This is a genomic window from Agromyces indicus (assembly GCF_031432295.1).
GTDB lineage: Bacteria > Actinomycetota > Actinomycetes > Actinomycetales > Microbacteriaceae > Agromyces > Agromyces indicus.
This window is the reverse complement of the sequence record NZ_JAVKGS010000001.1, coordinates 535,574-552,521: the sequence shown is the minus strand read 5'-3', so window position 1 is coordinate 552,521 and position 16,948 is coordinate 535,574. Positions and strand designations below refer to the sequence as shown.

Below are 16,948 nucleotides of genomic sequence, written 5' to 3'. Positions count from 1 at the left end.
TCGGCGGGTCGGGGCAGGGTGCGGCGTGTTCTCCTGAGAAAGCGGCAGATGCGGCGAACACTCCTGAGAAAGGGATGGTGCAGCGATGACCGAGACGACGGATGCCGCCACGCGGCGTCGCACGCTGCCGACCGACGCCGAGCGGCTCGACGCCCTCGTGCGCATGAAGCGACTCGCGACGAGCCTGCTGCTCGTGGCCGCCGTGGTGTTCGCGTTCGCGTTCGCCCTGCAGGACTCCGTGCCCTGGCTGGGCTACGTGCGCGCCGCCGCGGAGGGCGCCATGGTGGGCGCGCTCGCCGACTGGTTCGCGGTCACCGCGATCTTCCGCCACCCGATGGGCCTGCGGATCCCGCACACGGCGATCATCCCCAACCGGAAGGACGAGATCGGCGCGGCGCTCGGCGCGTTCGTGCAGGACGAGTTCCTGCGCGACGACGTCGTGCGCGACAAGCTGCAGCGCATGGGGCTCGCCCGGCGCGCGGGCGAGTGGCTGCGCGCCCCCGCCAACGCGGAACGGGTCGTCACCGAGGCATCCGTCGCCGGGCGCGGCGTGCTCACCCTGCTCTCCGACGACGACGTCGCCGAGGTGCTCGAGCAGCTCGCCCGGCGGCACCTGCTCGAACCCGAGTGGGGACCTGCGATCGGCCGGGTCGGCGCACGACTGGTCGAGGCCGACCAGCAGCGCGCCGCGGTGGACGCGGTGTTCGAGCGCGCCGAGGCCTGGCTCGCCGAGCACCCGGAGGCGTTCGGGAACATGGTGTCCGAGCGGCTCCCCCGCTGGATGCCGGGCTTCGTCGGCCGGGTCGTGGACGACCGGGCCCACCGCGAGATCGTGGCGTTCGTGGCCGGGGTGCGGGAGGACCCGCGGCATCCGCTGCGCCTCGCCATCGACGAGTGGCTCGCCGAACTCGCGCACGACCTGCAGCACGACCCGGCCGTGATCGCGCGCGTCGAGCAGCTGAAGCACGACCTCGCCGACAGCCCGCGGCTGCGCGAGTTCGCCGGCGAGGCGTGGTCGTCGATCAAGGAGACGGTGACCGCCGCGCTCGACGACCCCGACAGCGACCTGCGCCGCCGGGCTCGCCGCGCGCTCGCCGAGCTCGGCACGAGACTCGCGACCGATGCGGCGCTCGCGGCGAAGGTCGACGCGTGGGTGACGGATGCCGCGACCTACGTCGTCGGCCGCAGCCGGCACGAGATCGCGGGGCTCATCACCGAGACCGTCGAGCGGTGGGACCCCACGGAGACGACCGAGAAGCTCGAGCTGCAGGTGGGGCGCGACCTGCAGGTCATCCGCATCAACGGCACCGTCGTGGGGGCGCTCGCGGGCCTCACGATCCACGCGATCGCGACCACCGTCCAGTCCCTCGCGTGAGCCCCTTCTCAGGAGTTCTGCGTCCGGCGGCGCATGTCGCCGGCGTGTCGTCCTGAGAAACGTTCGGTTCCGCCGCGCCGCTCCTGAGAAGAGTGCGTGGGAGGCGCAAGGGGTGTCGCCGATCCGGAGGGCGCGGCAGGATGGGGGCATGCACGAGCGAGCAGGAACTCCGGCGACCGAATCCGACCTGATCGACGTGGAGGCCCTGCTCAGGGCGTACTACGACCGGCATCCGGATGTCTCGATCCCGGAGCAGCGGGTCGTGTTCGGCACCTCGGGACACCGCGGGTCGAGCCTCAACACCGCGTTCAACGAGGACCACATCCTCGCGATCACGCAGGCCGTCGTCGACTACCGGAACAGCCAGGGCATCACCGGCCCGCTGTTCATCGGCGCCGACACGCACGCGCTCAGCGGTCCCGCCCAGACCACGGCGCTCGACGTGCTCGTCGCCAACGGCGTGCGCGTGCTCGCCGACGAGTTCGACGACTACGTCCCCACGCCGGCGCTCAGCCACGCGATCCTGAAGTGGAACAACGACCCCGCCAGGCGCGCCGAGGGCGAGGCCGACGGCATCGTCATCACGCCGAGCCACAACCCGCCCCAGGACGGCGGCATCAAGTACAACCCGCCGCACGGCGGTCCGGCCGACTCGGATGCCACGAAGTGGATCGCCGACCGGGCCAACGAGCTCATCGCCGGCTCGCTCCGCGAGGTGAACCAGGCGGAGCCGAGCGCCGTCGAGACGTACGACTTCCGCGGCAACTACGTCGAGGACCTGGCGCAGATCATCGACTTCGACGCGATCAGGGCGAGCGGCATCCGCATCGGTGCCGACCCGCTCGGCGGTGCGTCGGTGGGCTACTGGGGCGCCATCCGCGACCGGTACGGCATCGACCTCGAGGTCGTGAACGAGAAGGTCGACACGCGCTGGTCGTTCATGACGCTCGACTGGGACGGCAAGATCCGCATGGACCCGTCGAGCCCGAACGCGATGGCGTCGGTGCTGGCCAACCGCGACCGCTTCGACATCTTCACCGGCAACGACGCCGACGCCGACCGGCACGGCATCGTCACGCCCGACGGCGGCCTCATGAACCCCAACCACTACCTCGCGGTCGCGATCGAGTACCTGTACACGCACCGCCCGGGCTGGCCCGCGGATGCCGCGATCGGGAAAACCCTCGTCTCGAGCTCGATGATCGACCGGGTCGCCGAGGCGCTCGGCCGGAAGCTCGTCGAGGTGCCGGTCGGGTTCAAGTGGTTCGTGCCCGGCCTCCTGGACGGCTCGGTCGCGTTCGGCGGCGAGGAGAGCGCGGGCGCCTCGTTCCTCCGCAAGGACGGCACGGTGTGGACCACCGACAAGGACGGCATCCTGCTGTGCCTGCTCGCATCCGAGATCCGCGCGGTCACGGGCAAGAGCCCCTCGCAGCTGTACGCCGAGCTCGTCGAGCGGTTCGGCGACCCGGCCTACGAACGAACGGATGCCGCGGCATCCGCTGCACAGAAGGCGGCCCTCGGCAAGCTCGACGGCGACGCGATCGCGGCGACGGAACTCGCCGGCGAGCCCATCGTCGCGAAGCTCTCGTCGGCGCCGGGCAACGGCGCGGCGGTCGGCGGCGTCAAGGTCGCGACCGAGCACGCCTGGTTCGCGGCCCGCCCGAGCGGCACGGAGGACGTGTACAAGATCTACGCCGAGTCGTTCCGCGGACCGGAGCACCTGGCCGAGGTGCAGGCCGAGGCGAAGCGGATCGTCGACGCGGCGCTGCAGTCCGCGGGCTGACGCGCGCGCCCTCGACGCCGGCCGGCGGGGCGCCGACCCGGTCGCCTCAAGCGGCCGAGCGCGCGCCCTCGACGAGCGCCTCGTACGCGAGCTCGGGGCCGGGCCGCTCGGCCTGGCGCGCCGCGGCGTCGTCCAGGCGCGACCGCGCGGCGGGGTCGAGGTCGAGCACGCGGCGCAGCGCGACGGCGAGGTCGTCGACGGATGCCGCGTTCGGGTCGAGCGCGACGCCGAACCCGGCACCCTCGATCGACGCCGCACCCGCGAACTGGTCGGTCGAGAACGGCAGCACGACGAGCGGCACCCCGGCGCCGATCGCCTCGGTCACCGAGTTGTTCCCGCCATGCGTGACGGCCGCCGCGGCGTCGTCCAGAAGGCGCACCTGCGGCAGATAGCGGCGCACCAGCCAGTCGGCCGGGACGTCGCCGAGCTCCGCGGCATCCGTCGACCCGGTGGCCACGGCCGCCCGCAGCCCGAGCGTCCGGAGCGCCTCGACGACCCGGCGCAGCACATCGCCGCGCACGGAGAGGAAGCTGCCGAAGCTCACGTAGACGAACGGCCCGGCTCCGGCGATCCACCGCTCGACGTCGTCGTCGACCCGCTCGATCCGCCGGGCCGAGCCGAGGAACCGGTGCGGCGGCAGGAGGTGCCGGCGGTCGTCGTCGGACAGCTCGGCGGGCGAGTTGTACAGCACGAGGGGCCCGTGCTCGGCGAACGCGTCGGCCGTCGGCGGGTGCGACGGGGCGAGCTCGCGGGCGGCGGCGTTCCACTCGGCGGTGAAGCGCGCCGAGACCCGCTCGCAGAGCTCCCGCAGGCCCGCGAGTTCGGCGGGCTCGGGACGGAAGGCCGACGGCCACGCCGGCGGATACCCGTACACCTCGTCGCCGACGGGCAGGGCGGTCGGGTGCCCGAGCACGACGTCGCCGTGCGGAACGCCCCCGGTCTGCAGCCCGAGCCGAGCACTGAAGGCCAGGTGATCGACGATCACGTGGTCGGGACGCACGTCGTCGACGATGCGACGGACGGCCCGGGCCGCCTCGACGGGCCGCCACATGAGATCGGTGAGCCGTTCCGCCGCCTGGTACGCGAGGGTCGGCACGGCCCCTTCCCGGGTCGCGGCGAAGAAGCCCCGCAGCGACTCGCCCTCGTCGACGGGCTGCTCGTCGGCGGCGATGACGCCCGGGTTGCTGCCGCGACCCAGCCTCAGGTCGGCCCGCTCGAGCCCGAACTCCTCGACGATGGCGGCCGTGGCCGGCCCGGTCGCGACGACGACCCGCTCGCCCCGGTCGCGCCACGCGGTGGCGAGCGTGGCGAGCGGCAGAAGGTGGGAGGCGTAGTCGGGGCTGATCACGAGGAGCGTCATGCGACCGCCTCGGTGCGGCGGAGCAGTTCGGCCTCGGCTCGGGCGACGCCGTCGTAGACGCCGGCGAGCGCCTGCGACATCCGCTCGATCGTGAACTCGGCCCGCACCGTCGCCCGGGACAGGTCGGCTCGCGAGTCGTCCCCTGCCGACGCTTCGCCGCCGGCCGTGTCGAGCGCCGCGGAAAGCGCCGCGCGGAGGCGATCCGGCTCGGAGGTCGCGGTGAGGATGCCGGTGACGCCGTCGTCGACGTACGTCGCCGGTCCCCCGCCGTCGGGGGCGACGACGAAGAGGCCGGTCGCCATCGCCTCGAGGATCGCGAGGCCGAACTCCTCCTTCATGCTCGCGCAGGCATACACTCCGCCGGGCGCGGCGAGGTCCGGCAGGCCGACTCGTGCGGCCGCCATCCATCGAGCGGTGACGCCGTTCGGCCGGTGGCCGGCGAGGATCAGTCCGGCGGCGGCGCGATCGGCCGGCGGCACGCAGGCGTCGATGCGGTCGAGCTGCTCGAGCTCGTCGGGTGACGGATGCCGCAGGTCGCCGCCCACGATGAGCAGGTTCGCCCGCGACGCGAGCCCGCTGCCGGCCCACGCCTCGACGAGCGCCGCCATGCCCTTCACGCGGTGGAGCCTCCCGACGCTGATGACGAGCCGGAGTCCACGGCGCTCCGGGGCGAGGTCGGCGACGAGGTCGCGGAGTTCGGCGATCGCCGGTGTCGGCGCACCGCCGTCGGCGTGACCGGTCGCCTCGGCCACGGCCCCCTCGATCGTCGCGAAGTCGACGCCCTCGGGCACGATCGTGTGCCGTTCGGCATGCGCCGTCAGGTCGACGCCGACGAGCCGGAGCAGGTCCTCCTCGAGCCGCGGCCGCGGGAACAGCACCGTGTGGGCGGCGTTCGCCGCGACGCGCTGCACGAGCCGCGCGCGGAACCAGAAGTGCTCGGCCAGGTCGGTGCGCCCGAAGTTCTCGCGCGTGAGACGGCCGGCGCGGTCGAGGGACTCGATGACCCCGTGGGGGTCGGGAGCGAGCGAGAACACCACGGGGATGCCGAGCTCGCGGGCGGCCTCGACGGCGGCGAGCGTCCCCACGTCGGCCATCCGGAGGTGCAGCGCGTCCACGCGCCCGGCCGACCGGAGCACGCGACGGATCGCTCGCTCGGCCGGGACCCGGAGCGGCCACGCCGCCGCGGACGGCACCGGGTCGTGCAGCAGCGGGATGCGGCCGTACACGTGGCCGGCGGCGTCCTCGCGGAGGGCGTCGAGGTCGACGACCGCCTGCCGTGCCGATCCGCGCGAGAGGGTGAGCACGCGCCGGATCCCCGCGTCGGGCGACGCCGCGAGCGCATCGCCGAGCCGGACGAGCAGCGTCGCGATGCCCCCGTTGTCGCCCGCGCCGGCCGCGCTGAGCGCGGGGTCGATGTCGGCGTGCAGGAAGAGCTGCGCGACCGTGATGCCGGAGCGGGCCGTCCGGGTCGCCGCATCGGGCGCGGGTCGGGCGAGGTCCGCCAGCGCGAGGCGGGCCACGTCCGCCAGGAGCCCGTCGCCGTCCGCGAGGCGCTCGAGCTCGGCGAGCGGCTCGGGGCTCGCGGGGCGGTCGCCGAGCGCGGCGATCGCGGCCACGCGGACGGGCTCGGGCTCGGCGGCATCCGTCGCCACCCGCACGAGCGCGGCCGTCGCGATCGGGTCGCGGACGAGGCCGAGCGTCTCGACGAGCCGGGCGCGGGCTGCGGGCTCGCGAACCCCGAGGAGGGCGCCCTCGACGCCGACGACGAGCGGGTCGGCGTTCGACTCGGCCCACTGCTCGAGGGTGCGCTGCGCGAGCATGCCCGTGAAGCCGCCGTCCGTCACCAGGCGGAGCAGCGCGCCCATCGCGTCGGCCCGCGGCAGACCTGATGCGAGCGCCCACGCGGCGTGCTCTCGGAGGAACGCGCGCTCGTCGGACAGCAGGCGCACGAGCAGCTTCGCCGCCCCTGCGTCGAACACCCCGGCGAGGGCATGCGTCGCCGCGATCGCGGTGAGCTCGTCGTCGCCCTGGAAGGCCTGCGCGAGCACGCGCACGGTGCGGAGTCCGGGATCGCGGCTCGCCTCGAAGGCGAGGTCGTCGGCCAGGCGCATCGCATCGACGATGGCCGGCGCTCCCGTGACGGCGTCGAGTGCGGTCTGAACGCCCATCGGTGGTCCCCTCGTCGGCACGCGCGGGCGGGCTCCGCGGCGTGACACCGGTGCGGGCGCCGGAATGCCGCCCCCTCGCGGATCATATGGTCGCGAGGTTGACGATTCGCTACGGCTTGCTGGGAATGCGGTGAGGGCCGGAGGGTCGTTCGCTGGGCGCGGTCGGGCGTCAGCCGACGACGACGGGGCGCCGTGGGCCGCTCGTCGGGCGGCGGTTGCCGACGCGGTCGGCGCGGTGGCGCGGATGCCGCGGGCGCTCCCCCGCGGGCCCGGCGACGAAGGACGAACGGGCCACCTGCGGCCGCCCGGGTGCGACGGCACCGGTGTCGGCCTCCTCGGCGGCGAGGCCGTGGCGGCGCGCTGCCGCCGCGCGGTCCTCGGCGGCCTCCGCGGCGAGGCGGTCCTCGACGAGTCGCCGCTGCTCGAGCAGCGCCGTCTCGATCGACTGGCTCCGCAGGTCGTCGAGCTCGGCGAGCTCGGCGGCGGCTCGGCGGTCGTCGTCGACGTTGGCCCCGGGCAGGGCGAGGTCGAAGCGCGCGGCGGCCTCGGGGTCGGGGGCGCGGAAGGTCGAGCGGCGGAACGTGGGGAGGAGGATCTTACGGGGCACGATGGGCGGGGGTTCTCATGTCGGCATTAAGGGGGACACGACCATGAGACCACGGTGCCGTGTGAGGATCCCTCGCACTGGCTGGGAACCCGGTGAACGCTCAGCCGTACTCGGGGGCCGGCGGGAGGCCGAAGAACTCCTCGAGGGTCGGGATGCCCTGGGTCCGCATCTCGGCCGCGAGGTCCGCGCCGACGTAGCGGAAGTGCCACGGCTCGAACTGGTACCCGGTCACCGCCTGCTTGTCGGCCGGGTAGCGCAGGACGAACCCGAACCGGTGGGCGTTGTCGCGCAGCCACTGCCCCTCGGGCGTGTCGGCGAAGCAGACGTCGAGCGAGCACACGCCCGATTCGGGGCCGATGTCGATGGCGAGTCCGGTCTGGTGCTCGCTGTAGCCGGGGCGTGCGGTGAGGTCGTCGTCGCCGGCGTAGATGCTCTCCTGGGCGCCGAACGAGCGGTAGGCGCTGTTCGAGGCGAGCGCGAGACCGGCCTCCTGTGCGGCGGCATCGAACATGGCGACGACGGCGTCGGCCGCCTCCTGGCGCAGCAGCGGCTCCCAGGTGTGGGCGACGGGCACGGCGACGAGGTCGGCCGGCTCGTAGTCCTGCGGCTGCAGCGGCCGCAGCTTGTCGACGACGACCCAGATGCTCGCGGGGTCGTCGATCGAGTGCGCGCCCTTGTCGAACGCGGGCACGACCGGCTCCGGCGTTGCGGTCTCGGCGGGCGCGGGGCGCTCGGTCGCGGGGGCGAGCGTCGCCTCGGCGGATGCCGCGGGCTCGCCCTCGGCCTCGCGCCCGGCCGTTCCGGCGCCCGTCGCGATGAGCGCGGTGAACGAGCCGATGATCAGGACGACGCTGAGCACGGACGCCACGATGAGTCGTCGTCGCTGCACCTCGGGGCTGGGTCCGGTTCCCTCCGACATCAGCCGGCCAGGCGCCAGTAGTAGACCGAGGCCCCGGGGTGCTCCTCCGTGATGGCCACGTCGACGTCGCGGTAGTCGCTGTCGCGCGTGTGCCCGGCGAAGGAGATCTTCACCTCGCCGTCGTCGCTGCGCTCGATGCGCGTGACGATACCGGTGTGGTCGCGGTCCCCCGAGTCGTCCCAGTCGAACTGGACGAGGTCGCCGAGCTGCACGTCGGCCCGAGCCGAGTCGTCGAGCGGCGTCGCGAGGTCGGGGCGGGTCGAGAGCCAGTCGTGCATCGCCGTGGAGCTGCGCCAGGTCGGGCTGGAGGCGTAGGGGTCGCCGCCGTGGAACCACTCGTCGTCCTGCTCCCAGCCGCGGACGACCAGCGCCTGGCTGGCGAAGTTCACGCAGTCGTTGCCCTCGAGCACGCCCCACTCCTCGTCGTTGTAATCCGACCAGTATGCGAGGACGTACTCGAGCTGCGCCAGCACGGCCGGGTCCGAGGTCTCGTCCGCGACGTACTCGGACTCGACGTCCGTCCGCTCGCCCGAACCCGCGACGCCGGCGCGCGGCACGGAGGCGGCGGCGTCGGGCGACGTCGCCTGCGGCGGCAACGGGGGGATGCCGGCGCAGCCGGTCGCGCACAGCGCGAGCCCCGCGGCGAGGCCGGCGGCGAGGAGGGTTCGGATCACGCGGGCCACGCTAACCGCGCCGGCTCCGAGGACGCCGGGAGCGGCATCCGCTGGGCCTGAGTGCGAGGTGGGCAGACGCCGGGATCGGCGACCCGGCTCCGCCCCGCCGCGGGATGCGGGCTCCATCGGTCACGATCAGGTCACGGCGCGACATCCGTGAGAGCGCTCTCTTGACAAGTGGCATTCCGGCTGCCTAGCATCGGGAACCGTATCGTGAGAGCGCTCTCACCACTGGGTGACGCGTGCTCGCGAGGCCCCCGTCAACCACGCACACAAGGGAGTGACCGTGATGCTTTCACGACGCACCAAGGCGTTCGCGGCCGTCGCCGGCGCCGCTTCGTTCGCCCTCATCGCCACCGGCTGCGCCTCGGGCGCCGACAGCGCCTCGGAGGAGGGCGGCCCGGTCGAGCTGACCATCGCCACGTTCAACGACTTCGGGTACACCGACGAGCTCCTCCAGGAGTACATGGACGAGAACCCGAACGTCACGATCGTCCACAACCGCGCCGCCACCTCCAACGACGCGCGCGCCAACTACTTCCAGAAGCTCGGCAAGGAGGGCCTCGCCGACATCGAGGCCGTCGAGGTCGACTGGTTCACCGAGGCGATGCAGTACTCCGACCTGCTCGCCGAGGTGCCCGACAGCGCCGAGGGCCGCTGGCTCGACTGGAAGGAGGCCGCGGCCACCGACGCCGAGGGCCGCCTCGTGGGCTTCGGCACCGACATCGGCCCGCAGGGCGTCTGCTACCGCGCCGACCTCTTCGAGGCCGCCGGCCTCCCGACCGACCGCGGCGAGGTCGCCGCCCTGCTCGAGGGCGACTGGGAGAACTTCTTCGACGTCGCCGACCAGTACACCGCTGCCACGGGCAAGCCGTTCATCGACTCCGCGAACTCGGTCCTCCAGGGCATCGTGAACCAGCTCGAGACCGCGTACGAGGAGCCGGACGGCACCATCGTCGCGACCGAGAACGCCGACATCGAGGAGGCGTACAACACCGTCGTCGAGCGCGCCGTGCCGATCTCGGCCTACGCCGGCCAGTGGAGCGACGACTGGTTCGCCTCGATGGCCAACGGCGAGTTCGCCGCCATGCTCTGCCCGGGCTGGATGCACGGCGTGATCTCCGGCAACGCGCCCGAGATCGAGGGCTGGGACATCGCCGACGTCTTCCCCGGCGGCGGCGGCAACTGGGGCGGCTCGTACCTGACCGTCCCGGCCAACGGCAAGCACGTCGAGGAGGCGCTGAAGCTCGCCGACTGGCTCACCGCGCCCGAGCAGCAGGTCAAGGCGTTCGCCAACGCCGGCACCTTCCCGAGCCAGACCGAGTCGTACAGCGACGAGGACCTCACCGCCTTCACCAACGAGTACTTCAACGACGCCCCCACCGGTGAGATCGGCATCGCCCGCGCCGAGGCCGTGACCGTCGCGACCTTCAAGGGCCCGAAGTTCTTCCAGTTCCACGACGCCCTGCAGAACGCCGTCACCCGCGTCTTCGACGGCGTCGAGGACCAGAAGACCTCGTGGAACACGTGGGTCACCGAGGTCAGCGCCTTCTAGTCCCCCGCTGACCGGGTGGGGGCCGCGCGCCCGCACGGCCCCCACCCGCCCTCGATCGCCCACCGCACACCCCGGGAGTCCCCGTGACCGCCACCGCCACCAGGCCGCCCGCCGCACCGACGAGCGGACCGCCCCGTCAGCCGCGCGTGATCTCGTTCAGCCAGCGCCTCAGCCGCTGGGACCTGAAGGTCTCGCCGTACCTCTACATCTCGCCGTTCTTCATCATGTTCGCGATCGTCGGGCTCTTCCCGATCGCGTTCACGGCCGTCATCTCGTTCATGGACTGGGACCTGGTCCGCAACTCCGGCGAGTTCATCGGCTTCGACCAGTACGCGTGGATCCTCGGCCAGCCGCAGTTCTGGACCGCCCTGCGCAACACCTTCAGCATCTTCCTGCTCTCGAGCGTGCCGCAGCTCATCGTCGCGCTGTTCATCGCCGCCATGCTCGACCGCAACATCCGTGCCAAGACCTTCTGGCGCATGGGCGTGCTCGTGCCCTTCGTCATGGCGCCCGTCGCCGTCGCGCTGATCTTCAGCAACATGTTCGGCGACAACCACGGGCTCGTGAACAACGTGCTCGCCGACATCGGCGTCAGCCCGATCCCGTGGCACAAGGACCCGTTCTGGAGCCACGTCGCGATCGCGACGATGGTGAACTTCCGCTGGACCGGCTACAACACCCTGATCCTGCTCGCGGCCATGCAGGCGATCCCGCGCGACTACTACGAGGCGGCCAAGGTCGACGGCGCGGGCGCGTTCCGCCAGTTCTGGAGCATCACGCTCCCCTCGCTGAAGCCCACGCTCATCTTCGTGATCATCACCTCGACGATCGGCGGCCTGCAGATCTTCGACGAGCCGCGCATGTACGACCAGTTCGGCCGCGGCGGCGCCGCGCAGCAGTGGCTCACGATCACGCTCTACCTCTACGACATCGGCTGGGGCCAGTGGAACTTCGGCCGGGCGGCCGCGCTCGCCTGGATCCTGTTCCTCATCATCCTGATCATCGGCCTCATCAACCTGCTCGTCACGAGGCGACTCGTGCGCGACGAAGGGCGGCGATAGCCATGACCGCACTCGACACCTCCCCCGCCTCGGCGCCCGCCTCCGAGGCGACGCCGGGCGCAGCCGGGCGGATGCCGCGCGGGCGGGCGCCCCGCGGCCGCCAGCGCACCACGCGCATCCGCGGCGCCCGCGCCGGCTTCTGGGTGTACGGCGGCCTCACGGCCGTGCTCCTGGCCTCGCTGTTCCCCTTCTACTGGTCCTTCCTCATCGGGTCGGGCGACGCGTCGACGCTGAACGACCCCGACATGTCGTGGATCCCCGGCGGGAACTTCCTCAGCAACGCGGCGACGGTCGTCAACGACCCGGCCGTGAACTTCTGGCCCGCGCTGTGGAACTCGATCTCCAGCTCGGCCCTCATCGCGGCATCCGTCGTCGTCACCTCGACGCTCGCCGGCTGGGCCTTCGCCAAGCTGCGGTTCCCCGGATCGAAGCCGCTGCTGGTGTTCGTCGTCGCCACCATGGCCGTGCCGATGCAGCTCGGCGTGGTGCCGCTGTACATCCTGTTCGCCGACCTCGGCTGGACGGGCACGATCGGGGCGATCATCGTCCCGGCCCTCACGAGCGCCTTCGGCGTGTTCTGGATGACGCAGTACCTGCGCCAGGCCGTGCCGGATGAGCTCATCGAGGCCGCACGCGTCGACGGCGCGTCGATGATCCGCACCTTCTGGACCGTCGGCGTCGTCGCCGCCCGGCCCGCTGCCGCCATGCTCGCCCTGTTCACGTTCGTGACGGCCTGGAACAACTTCTTCTGGCCGTTCATCGTGCTCGACCGCAGCGACCCGACCCTGCCCGTCGCGCTCTCGCTCCTGCAGTCCAACCACTTCGTGGACTACTCGATCGTGCTCGCCGGCGTGCTGCTGTCGACCCTCCCGCTGCTGCTGCTGTTCGTCGTCGCGGGCAAGCAGCTCGTTTCCGGAATCATGCAAGGAGCCGTCAAGGGATGACCATCACCACCCACCCCGCCGCCGAACCGACCGCCGCGGCCGTCCGCCGCTTCCCCGAGGGCTTCCTCCTCGGCGCAGCCGCGGCCGCCTACCAGATCGAGGGCGCCGCCCACAAGGACGGGCGCACGGACTCCATCTGGGACGCCTTCAGCCGCGTGCCGGGCGCCGTGGTCAACGCCGACAACGGCGACGTCGCGTGCGACCACTACCACCGCTACCGCGACGACGTCGCGCTCATGCGCGAGCTCGGCCTCAACGCCTACCGGTTCTCGACGTCGTGGGCGCGCGTCCGTCCCGACGGCGGGCCCGTCAACCCGAAGGGCGTCGACTTCTACTCGCGCCTCGTCGACGAGCTGCTCGAATCGGGCATCACGCCGTGGCTCACCCTCTACCACTGGGACCTGCCGCAGGCCCTCGAGGAGCAGGGCGGATGGGCGAACCGCGACACCGCGTACCGGTTCCGCGACTACGCGCTGAGCGTGCACGACGCGCTCGGTGACCGCGTGGACATCTGGACGACGCTCAACGAGCCGTGGTGCTCGTCGTTCCTCAGCTACACGGGCGGTGCGCACGCGCCGGGCCGGCAGGATGTCGCGGCGGGCCTCGCCGCGGCCCACCACCTGCTGCTCGGCCACGGCCTCGCCGTGCAGGCGCTGCGCGAACGCGACGCCTCGCTCGACCTCGGCATCACGCTGAACCTCACGGTCGCGAAGCCCGTCGACCCGGCCCACCCCGGCGACCTCGACGCGGCCCGCCGCATCGACGGGCAGTTCAACCGCGTCTTCCTCGACCCGCTCTTCCGCGGGCACTACGCCGACGACCTCCTCGCGGACGTCGGACCCCTGGGCCTCGACGCGGTCGTCCAGCCCGGCGACCTCGAGGTGATCTCGTCGCCGATCGACGCGCTCGGCGTGAACTACTACCACGGGGAGTACGTGAGCGACCGTCCGGCGGCGAACCCCATCGAGGGGCAGGCGCCGACCGACCGGCCGACCCGGTCGCCGTTCCCCGCCGCCGAGGGCGTCCACTTCCACTCGCAGGGCCTGCCGCGCACGGGCATGGGCTGGGAGGTGCAGCCCGACGGTCTCCGCGAACTGCTTGGCCGGGTGCACCGGGAGTACACCGGGCCGGCCGGGGTGCGCCTGTTCGTGACCGAGAACGGCGCCGCCTACGACGACGAGGTGTCGCCCGACGGCGCCGTGCACGACGTCGAGCGCACCGGCTTCCTGCTGTCGCACCTGTCGTCGATCCTCGACGCGATCGACGAGGGCACGCCCGTGCACGGCTACTTCTACTGGTCGATCCTCGACAACTTCGAGTGGGCCTGGGGCTACGACAAGCGGTTCGGCATCGTCCGGGTCGACTACGAGACCCAGGAGCGCACCATCAAGGACAGCGGCCTGGCGTACCAGGCCGTCATCCGAGACCGCGCGCTGCCCGCGGCATCCGCTCGCTGACCCCCGCCGGACCCCCGGACCCGACCACCGCGTGCCACCCGGAAATAGACTGACGGCATGCAGGGGGTGATCGGGTCCGGGGCGCGTCCGCCCGCGCCGACCCTCGAGATGGTCGCGCGAGAGGCCAACGTGTCGCGTGCGACCGTGAGCCGCGTCGTGAACGGCTCGCCGAAGGTCTCGCCCGAGGTCGTGCGCGTGGTCAACGAGGCGATCGCGAAGCTCAACTACGTTCCCAACCGTGCGGCGCGCTCGCTCGCGAGCCGCACGTCGGGCGCGATCGCGCTCGTCGTGCCCGAGGACACCACCCGGTTCTTCGGCGACCCGTACTTCGCCGCGATCGTGCAGGGCATCACGCGCCGGCTCGATGTCAGCGAGTACCTGCTGAACCTGCTGCTGTCGACGAGCGACCCGACGCGCAAGACCCTCCGGTACCTGCGATCCGGCGTCGTCGACGGCGCGCTCGTGGTCTCGCACCACGAGGGCGACCACTCGCTGCACGAGGCCGCGCACGAGATGCCGATGGTGTTCGGCGGCCGGCCGCCCAACATCACCGACGACGACATCTTCGTCGACGTCGACAACATCGAGGGCGGCATGACCGCCACCGAGCGGCTGCTGGCGATCGGCCGCCGACGCGTGGGCACCATCACGGGTCCGCTCGACATGCCCGCCGCCGTCGACCGGCTCGAGGGCTACCGGCGCGCGGTCGCGACCGCCGGCCTGCCCGATGACGCGGTCGAGACCGCCGACTTCTCGGTCGCCGGCGCGGTGGATGCCACCCGGCGACTCCTCGACCGCGCACCCGACCTCGACGGGCTGTTCGTCGCGAGCGACCTCATGGCCACGGGCGCGCTCTCGGTGCTCCGCGAGCGCGGCCGGCGGGTGCCCGAGGACATCGCCGTGGTCGGCTACGACGACAGCCCCGCGGCCACGTCCTCGGCGATCCCGCTCACGACCGTGCACCAGCCCTCGGAGGAGATGGGCTACCTCATGGCCGACCTGCTCCTGCGCCTGCTCGCCGGCGAGGACGTGCCGCACCGCAACATCATGGCGACGCGCCTCGTGCGTCGCGCGTCGGCGTAGGCCTCAGGCGCCGGCGGCCGCGTCGGTCGGCGTCGGTCGTTCGAAGCGGATGCCGCCGGCCTCCGCGAACCGGCGGCGCATGACGTCGATCGCGTCCGCGTGCTCGTCGATCAGCACGAACCGCCGGTCGAGCGACCGCGCGACGGCGCCCGTCGTGCCGGACCCCGCGAACGCGTCGAGCACCCAGTCGCCGGGCCGGCTCGACGCCTGCACGATCCGACGCAGCACTCCCTCGGGCTTCTGCGTCGGATACCCCGTCTTCTCGCGGCCGGTCGGCGACACGATCGTGTGCCACCACACGTCGGTCGGCAGCTTGCCCGCCGCCGCCTTCTCGGGCGTGACGAGGCCGGGCGCCATGTACGGCTCCCGATCCACGGCGGCCGAGTCGAAGAAGTACCGCTCCGGATCCTTCACGTAGACGAGGATCGTGTCGTGCTTCGTCGGCCAGCGACGCTTGGACTTCCCGCCGTAGTCGTACGCCCAGATGAGCTCGTTGAGGAAGCACTCCCGTCCGAACAGCGCGTCGAGCAGCACCTTGGCGTAGTGCGCCTCGCGGTAGTCGAGGTGCAGGTAGAGGGTGCCGTCGTCGGCGAGCAGCCGCCATGCCTCCACCAGGCGCGGCTCGAGGAAGCCCCAGTAGTCGTCGAACCGGTCGTCGTACCGCATGAGGTCGCCCCGGATGCGCTCGTACCGCTTGCCGGCGAACCCGGTGATGGTGCCGGACGGCGCCGGCGCCGCGGCATCCGTCACGCCCTGCCGCACGTGCCGGGTGGACTGCCGTGACTGCGCCCGCCCCGTGTTGAACGGCGGATCGAGGTAGACGAGCGTGAACGAGCCGTCGGCGAGGGTCGGCAGCACGTCGAGGTTGTCGGCGTGGATGACGCGGTCGGGCTCGGCGACGGGCACCGGTCAAGTCTGCCAGTGCGCACGCCACCGGCCGAAGGTCCCACTCGGCACGGCACGCGCCGCCGTAACGTGGCCCGCCAGGACCCGAACGGAGGAGCGAGGAGCATGATGCGCGCGCTGGTGGTGTACGAGACGATCTGGGGGAACACGGGCGAGCTCGCGCGTGCGATCGCCGAGGGGTTGCGGTCGAGCGAGGGCGTGGACGCGGTCGACGTGGTCGAGGCCGTCTCGGCGGCGGACGAGATCGACCCCGATGTGGACCTCGTGATCGTCGGCGGGCCGACGCACGCGTTCTCGATGACCACCGAGTCCACGCGCGAGTCCGCCCGCCAGCAGGGCGCGACGACGATTCCCGCGCGCGGGATCCGCGAGTGGCTCGACGCGCTCGCCCCGCCGTCGTCGCCGATCGCGGTCGCGACGTTCGACACGCGCACGGTGAAGCCGCGCCTTCCCGGTTCGGCCGCGAAGAAGGCGTTGAAGAAGCTCGTCTCGAAGGGCTTCCGGCCGGTGGATCACCCGGTGACGTTCGGGGTGCACGGCTACTCGGGCCCCGTCGCCGACGGCGAGCTCACGCGGGCGCGCGAGTGGGGGGCGACGCTCGTCGACGCCTAGGGCGCGCTGCGGCGCTGCGACGGCGCGCGGTCCGCGTCAGCGGATGCCGCGCCTCAGCGCTCGACGTCGAGGCGGATGCGACCGCGGAACCGGTCCGGGTCGTCGTCGCCGGCGTCGGCCGCCGCGTAGGAGATGCCCTTGTCGCCGTCGCCGGGCACCGGCGCCGGGACGGGCAGGCGCGCCTGGCGGTCGACCTCGACCTGCGCCTCGTACTTGCGCGGCGCGAACACCTCGTCGCCGATCATGAGGACGGCCGAGCCGCTCGGCTTGCCCTGCTTGGTCTTGTCCGACAGGTCGATCCAGCGCAGGCGCACCGCGAGCGCGCCGAACGCGAGCACCGCGCCGGCGATGAGCAACGCCATCCACCAATCCACCCGGCGAGTCTAACGGCGTGACATCCGCTCACGTTCAGCGGTTCCCCAGCCGGCGCCGCGGGTTTCGCAG

15 protein-coding genes are annotated in these 16,948 nt (G+C 72.5%); 8 read left to right on the top strand and 7 right to left on the bottom strand.

Going from position 1 to position 16,948, the window contains the following annotated elements; genetic code table 11:
- Window positions 1-85: 85 nt before the first annotated feature.
- Window positions 86-1,375, top strand: a complete 1,290-nt coding sequence (locus RH861_RS02630; protein ID WP_310519626.1) for a DUF445 domain-containing protein — start codon at window positions 86-88, stop codon at window positions 1,373-1,375.
- A 148-nt stretch (window positions 1,376-1,523) separates the two neighbouring features.
- Window positions 1,524-3,158: a phosphoglucomutase (alpha-D-glucose-1,6-bisphosphate-dependent) gene (gene pgm / locus RH861_RS02625; protein ID WP_310519625.1), complete on the top strand. Its 1,635-nt coding sequence runs from the start codon at window positions 1,524-1,526 to the stop codon at window positions 3,156-3,158.
- Window positions 3,159-3,204: 46 nt separating this feature from the next.
- Here pgm and RH861_RS02620 read toward each other — a convergent pair whose 3' ends face one another.
- From RH861_RS02620 to RH861_RS02600, 5 genes are all read right to left on the bottom strand, one after another.
- The gene (locus RH861_RS02620) at window positions 3,205-4,518 is read right to left on the bottom strand and encodes a nucleotide disphospho-sugar-binding domain-containing protein (protein ID WP_310519624.1); all 1,314 of its coding nucleotides are present in this window, start codon (window positions 4,516-4,518) and stop codon (window positions 3,205-3,207) included.
- On the bottom strand, window positions 4,515-6,686 hold the full coding sequence (locus RH861_RS02615; protein WP_310519623.1) for a glycosyltransferase: 2,172 nt from the start codon (window positions 6,684-6,686) through the stop codon (window positions 4,515-4,517). The genes RH861_RS02620 and RH861_RS02615 overlap by 4 nt, the downstream gene beginning before the upstream one ends.
- Before the next feature lie 169 nt (window positions 6,687-6,855).
- Window positions 6,856-7,293, bottom strand: coding sequence for a hypothetical protein (locus tag RH861_RS02610; protein WP_310519622.1), 438 nt, complete (start codon window positions 7,291-7,293; stop codon window positions 6,856-6,858).
- A 100-nt stretch (window positions 7,294-7,393) separates the two neighbouring features.
- Complete coding sequence (locus RH861_RS02605; protein ID WP_310519621.1) at window positions 7,394-8,212, bottom strand: M15 family metallopeptidase; 819 nt, start codon at window positions 8,210-8,212, stop codon at window positions 7,394-7,396.
- Window positions 8,212-8,886, bottom strand: a complete 675-nt coding sequence (locus tag RH861_RS02600) for an amidase domain-containing protein (protein ID WP_310519620.1) — start codon at window positions 8,884-8,886, stop codon at window positions 8,212-8,214. The genes RH861_RS02605 and RH861_RS02600 overlap by 1 nt, the downstream gene beginning before the upstream one ends.
- A gap of 289 nt (window positions 8,887-9,175) precedes the next feature.
- Here RH861_RS02600 and RH861_RS02595 point away from each other — a divergent pair, with 289 nt between their 5' ends.
- From RH861_RS02595 to RH861_RS02575, 5 genes are all read left to right on the top strand, one after another.
- Complete coding sequence (locus RH861_RS02595; RefSeq protein ID WP_310520269.1) at window positions 9,176-10,441, top strand: ABC transporter substrate-binding protein; 1,266 nt, start codon at window positions 9,176-9,178, stop codon at window positions 10,439-10,441.
- An 83-nt stretch (window positions 10,442-10,524) separates the two neighbouring features.
- Window positions 10,525-11,502, top strand: coding sequence for a carbohydrate ABC transporter permease (locus tag RH861_RS02590; protein ID WP_310519619.1), 978 nt, complete (start codon window positions 10,525-10,527; stop codon window positions 11,500-11,502).
- A 2-nt stretch (window positions 11,503-11,504) separates the two neighbouring features.
- A complete protein-coding gene (locus RH861_RS02585; protein WP_374760943.1) occupies window positions 11,505-12,446 on the top strand; it encodes a carbohydrate ABC transporter permease in 942 nt (313 codons plus the stop codon).
- Window positions 12,443-13,903, top strand: coding sequence for a GH1 family beta-glucosidase (locus RH861_RS02580; RefSeq protein WP_310519618.1), 1,461 nt, complete (start codon window positions 12,443-12,445; stop codon window positions 13,901-13,903). Before RH861_RS02585 ends, RH861_RS02580 begins: the two co-directional genes overlap by 4 nt.
- Before the next feature lie 57 nt (window positions 13,904-13,960).
- Window positions 13,961-14,986, top strand: a complete 1,026-nt coding sequence (locus RH861_RS02575) for a LacI family DNA-binding transcriptional regulator (RefSeq protein WP_067948178.1) — start codon at window positions 13,961-13,963, stop codon at window positions 14,984-14,986.
- 3 nt (window positions 14,987-14,989) lie between these two features.
- Here the strand turns inward: RH861_RS02575 and RH861_RS02570 are convergent, their stop codons facing one another.
- Window positions 14,990-15,892, bottom strand: coding sequence for a DNA-methyltransferase (locus tag RH861_RS02570; RefSeq protein WP_310519617.1), 903 nt, complete (start codon window positions 15,890-15,892; stop codon window positions 14,990-14,992).
- A gap of 105 nt (window positions 15,893-15,997) precedes the next feature.
- On the opposite strand from RH861_RS02570, the gene RH861_RS02565 reads away from it, so the two are divergent.
- Window positions 15,998-16,504 (top strand): flavodoxin family protein, encoded by a 507-nt coding sequence (locus RH861_RS02565; protein WP_231878591.1) that lies wholly within the window; start codon window positions 15,998-16,000, stop codon window positions 16,502-16,504.
- 53 nt (window positions 16,505-16,557) lie between these two features.
- Here RH861_RS02565 and RH861_RS02560 read toward each other — a convergent pair whose 3' ends face one another.
- Window positions 16,558-16,878: a hypothetical protein gene (locus tag RH861_RS02560; RefSeq protein WP_248597924.1), complete on the bottom strand. Its 321-nt coding sequence runs from the start codon at window positions 16,876-16,878 to the stop codon at window positions 16,558-16,560.
- Window positions 16,879-16,948: the final 70 nt, after the last annotated feature.

Bases quoted from the DNA above. Each gene is read 5' to 3' on its own strand.
- RH861_RS02630 (WP_310519626.1), top strand. From the start codon at position 86: ATGACCGAGACGACGGATGCCGCCACGCGGCGTCGCACGCTGCCGACC.
- pgm (WP_310519625.1), top strand. From the start codon at position 1,524: ATGCACGAGCGAGCAGGAACTCCGGCGACCGAATCCGACCTGATCGAC.
- RH861_RS02620 (WP_310519624.1), bottom strand. From the start codon at position 4,518: ATGACGCTCCTCGTGATCAGCCCCGACTACGCCTCCCACCTTCTGCCG.
- RH861_RS02615 (WP_310519623.1), bottom strand. From the start codon at position 6,686: ATGGGCGTTCAGACCGCACTCGACGCCGTCACGGGAGCGCCGGCCATC.
- RH861_RS02605 (WP_310519621.1), bottom strand. From the start codon at position 8,212: ATGTCGGAGGGAACCGGACCCAGCCCCGAGGTGCAGCGACGACGACTC.
- RH861_RS02595 (WP_310520269.1), top strand. From the start codon at position 9,176: ATGCTTTCACGACGCACCAAGGCGTTCGCGGCCGTCGCCGGCGCCGCT.
- RH861_RS02585 (WP_374760943.1), top strand. From the start codon at position 11,505: ATGACCGCACTCGACACCTCCCCCGCCTCGGCGCCCGCCTCCGAGGCG.
- RH861_RS02580 (WP_310519618.1), top strand. From the start codon at position 12,443: ATGACCATCACCACCCACCCCGCCGCCGAACCGACCGCCGCGGCCGTC.
- RH861_RS02575 (WP_067948178.1), top strand. From the start codon at position 13,961: ATGCAGGGGGTGATCGGGTCCGGGGCGCGTCCGCCCGCGCCGACCCTC.
- RH861_RS02565 (WP_231878591.1), top strand. From the start codon at position 15,998: ATGATGCGCGCGCTGGTGGTGTACGAGACGATCTGGGGGAACACGGGC.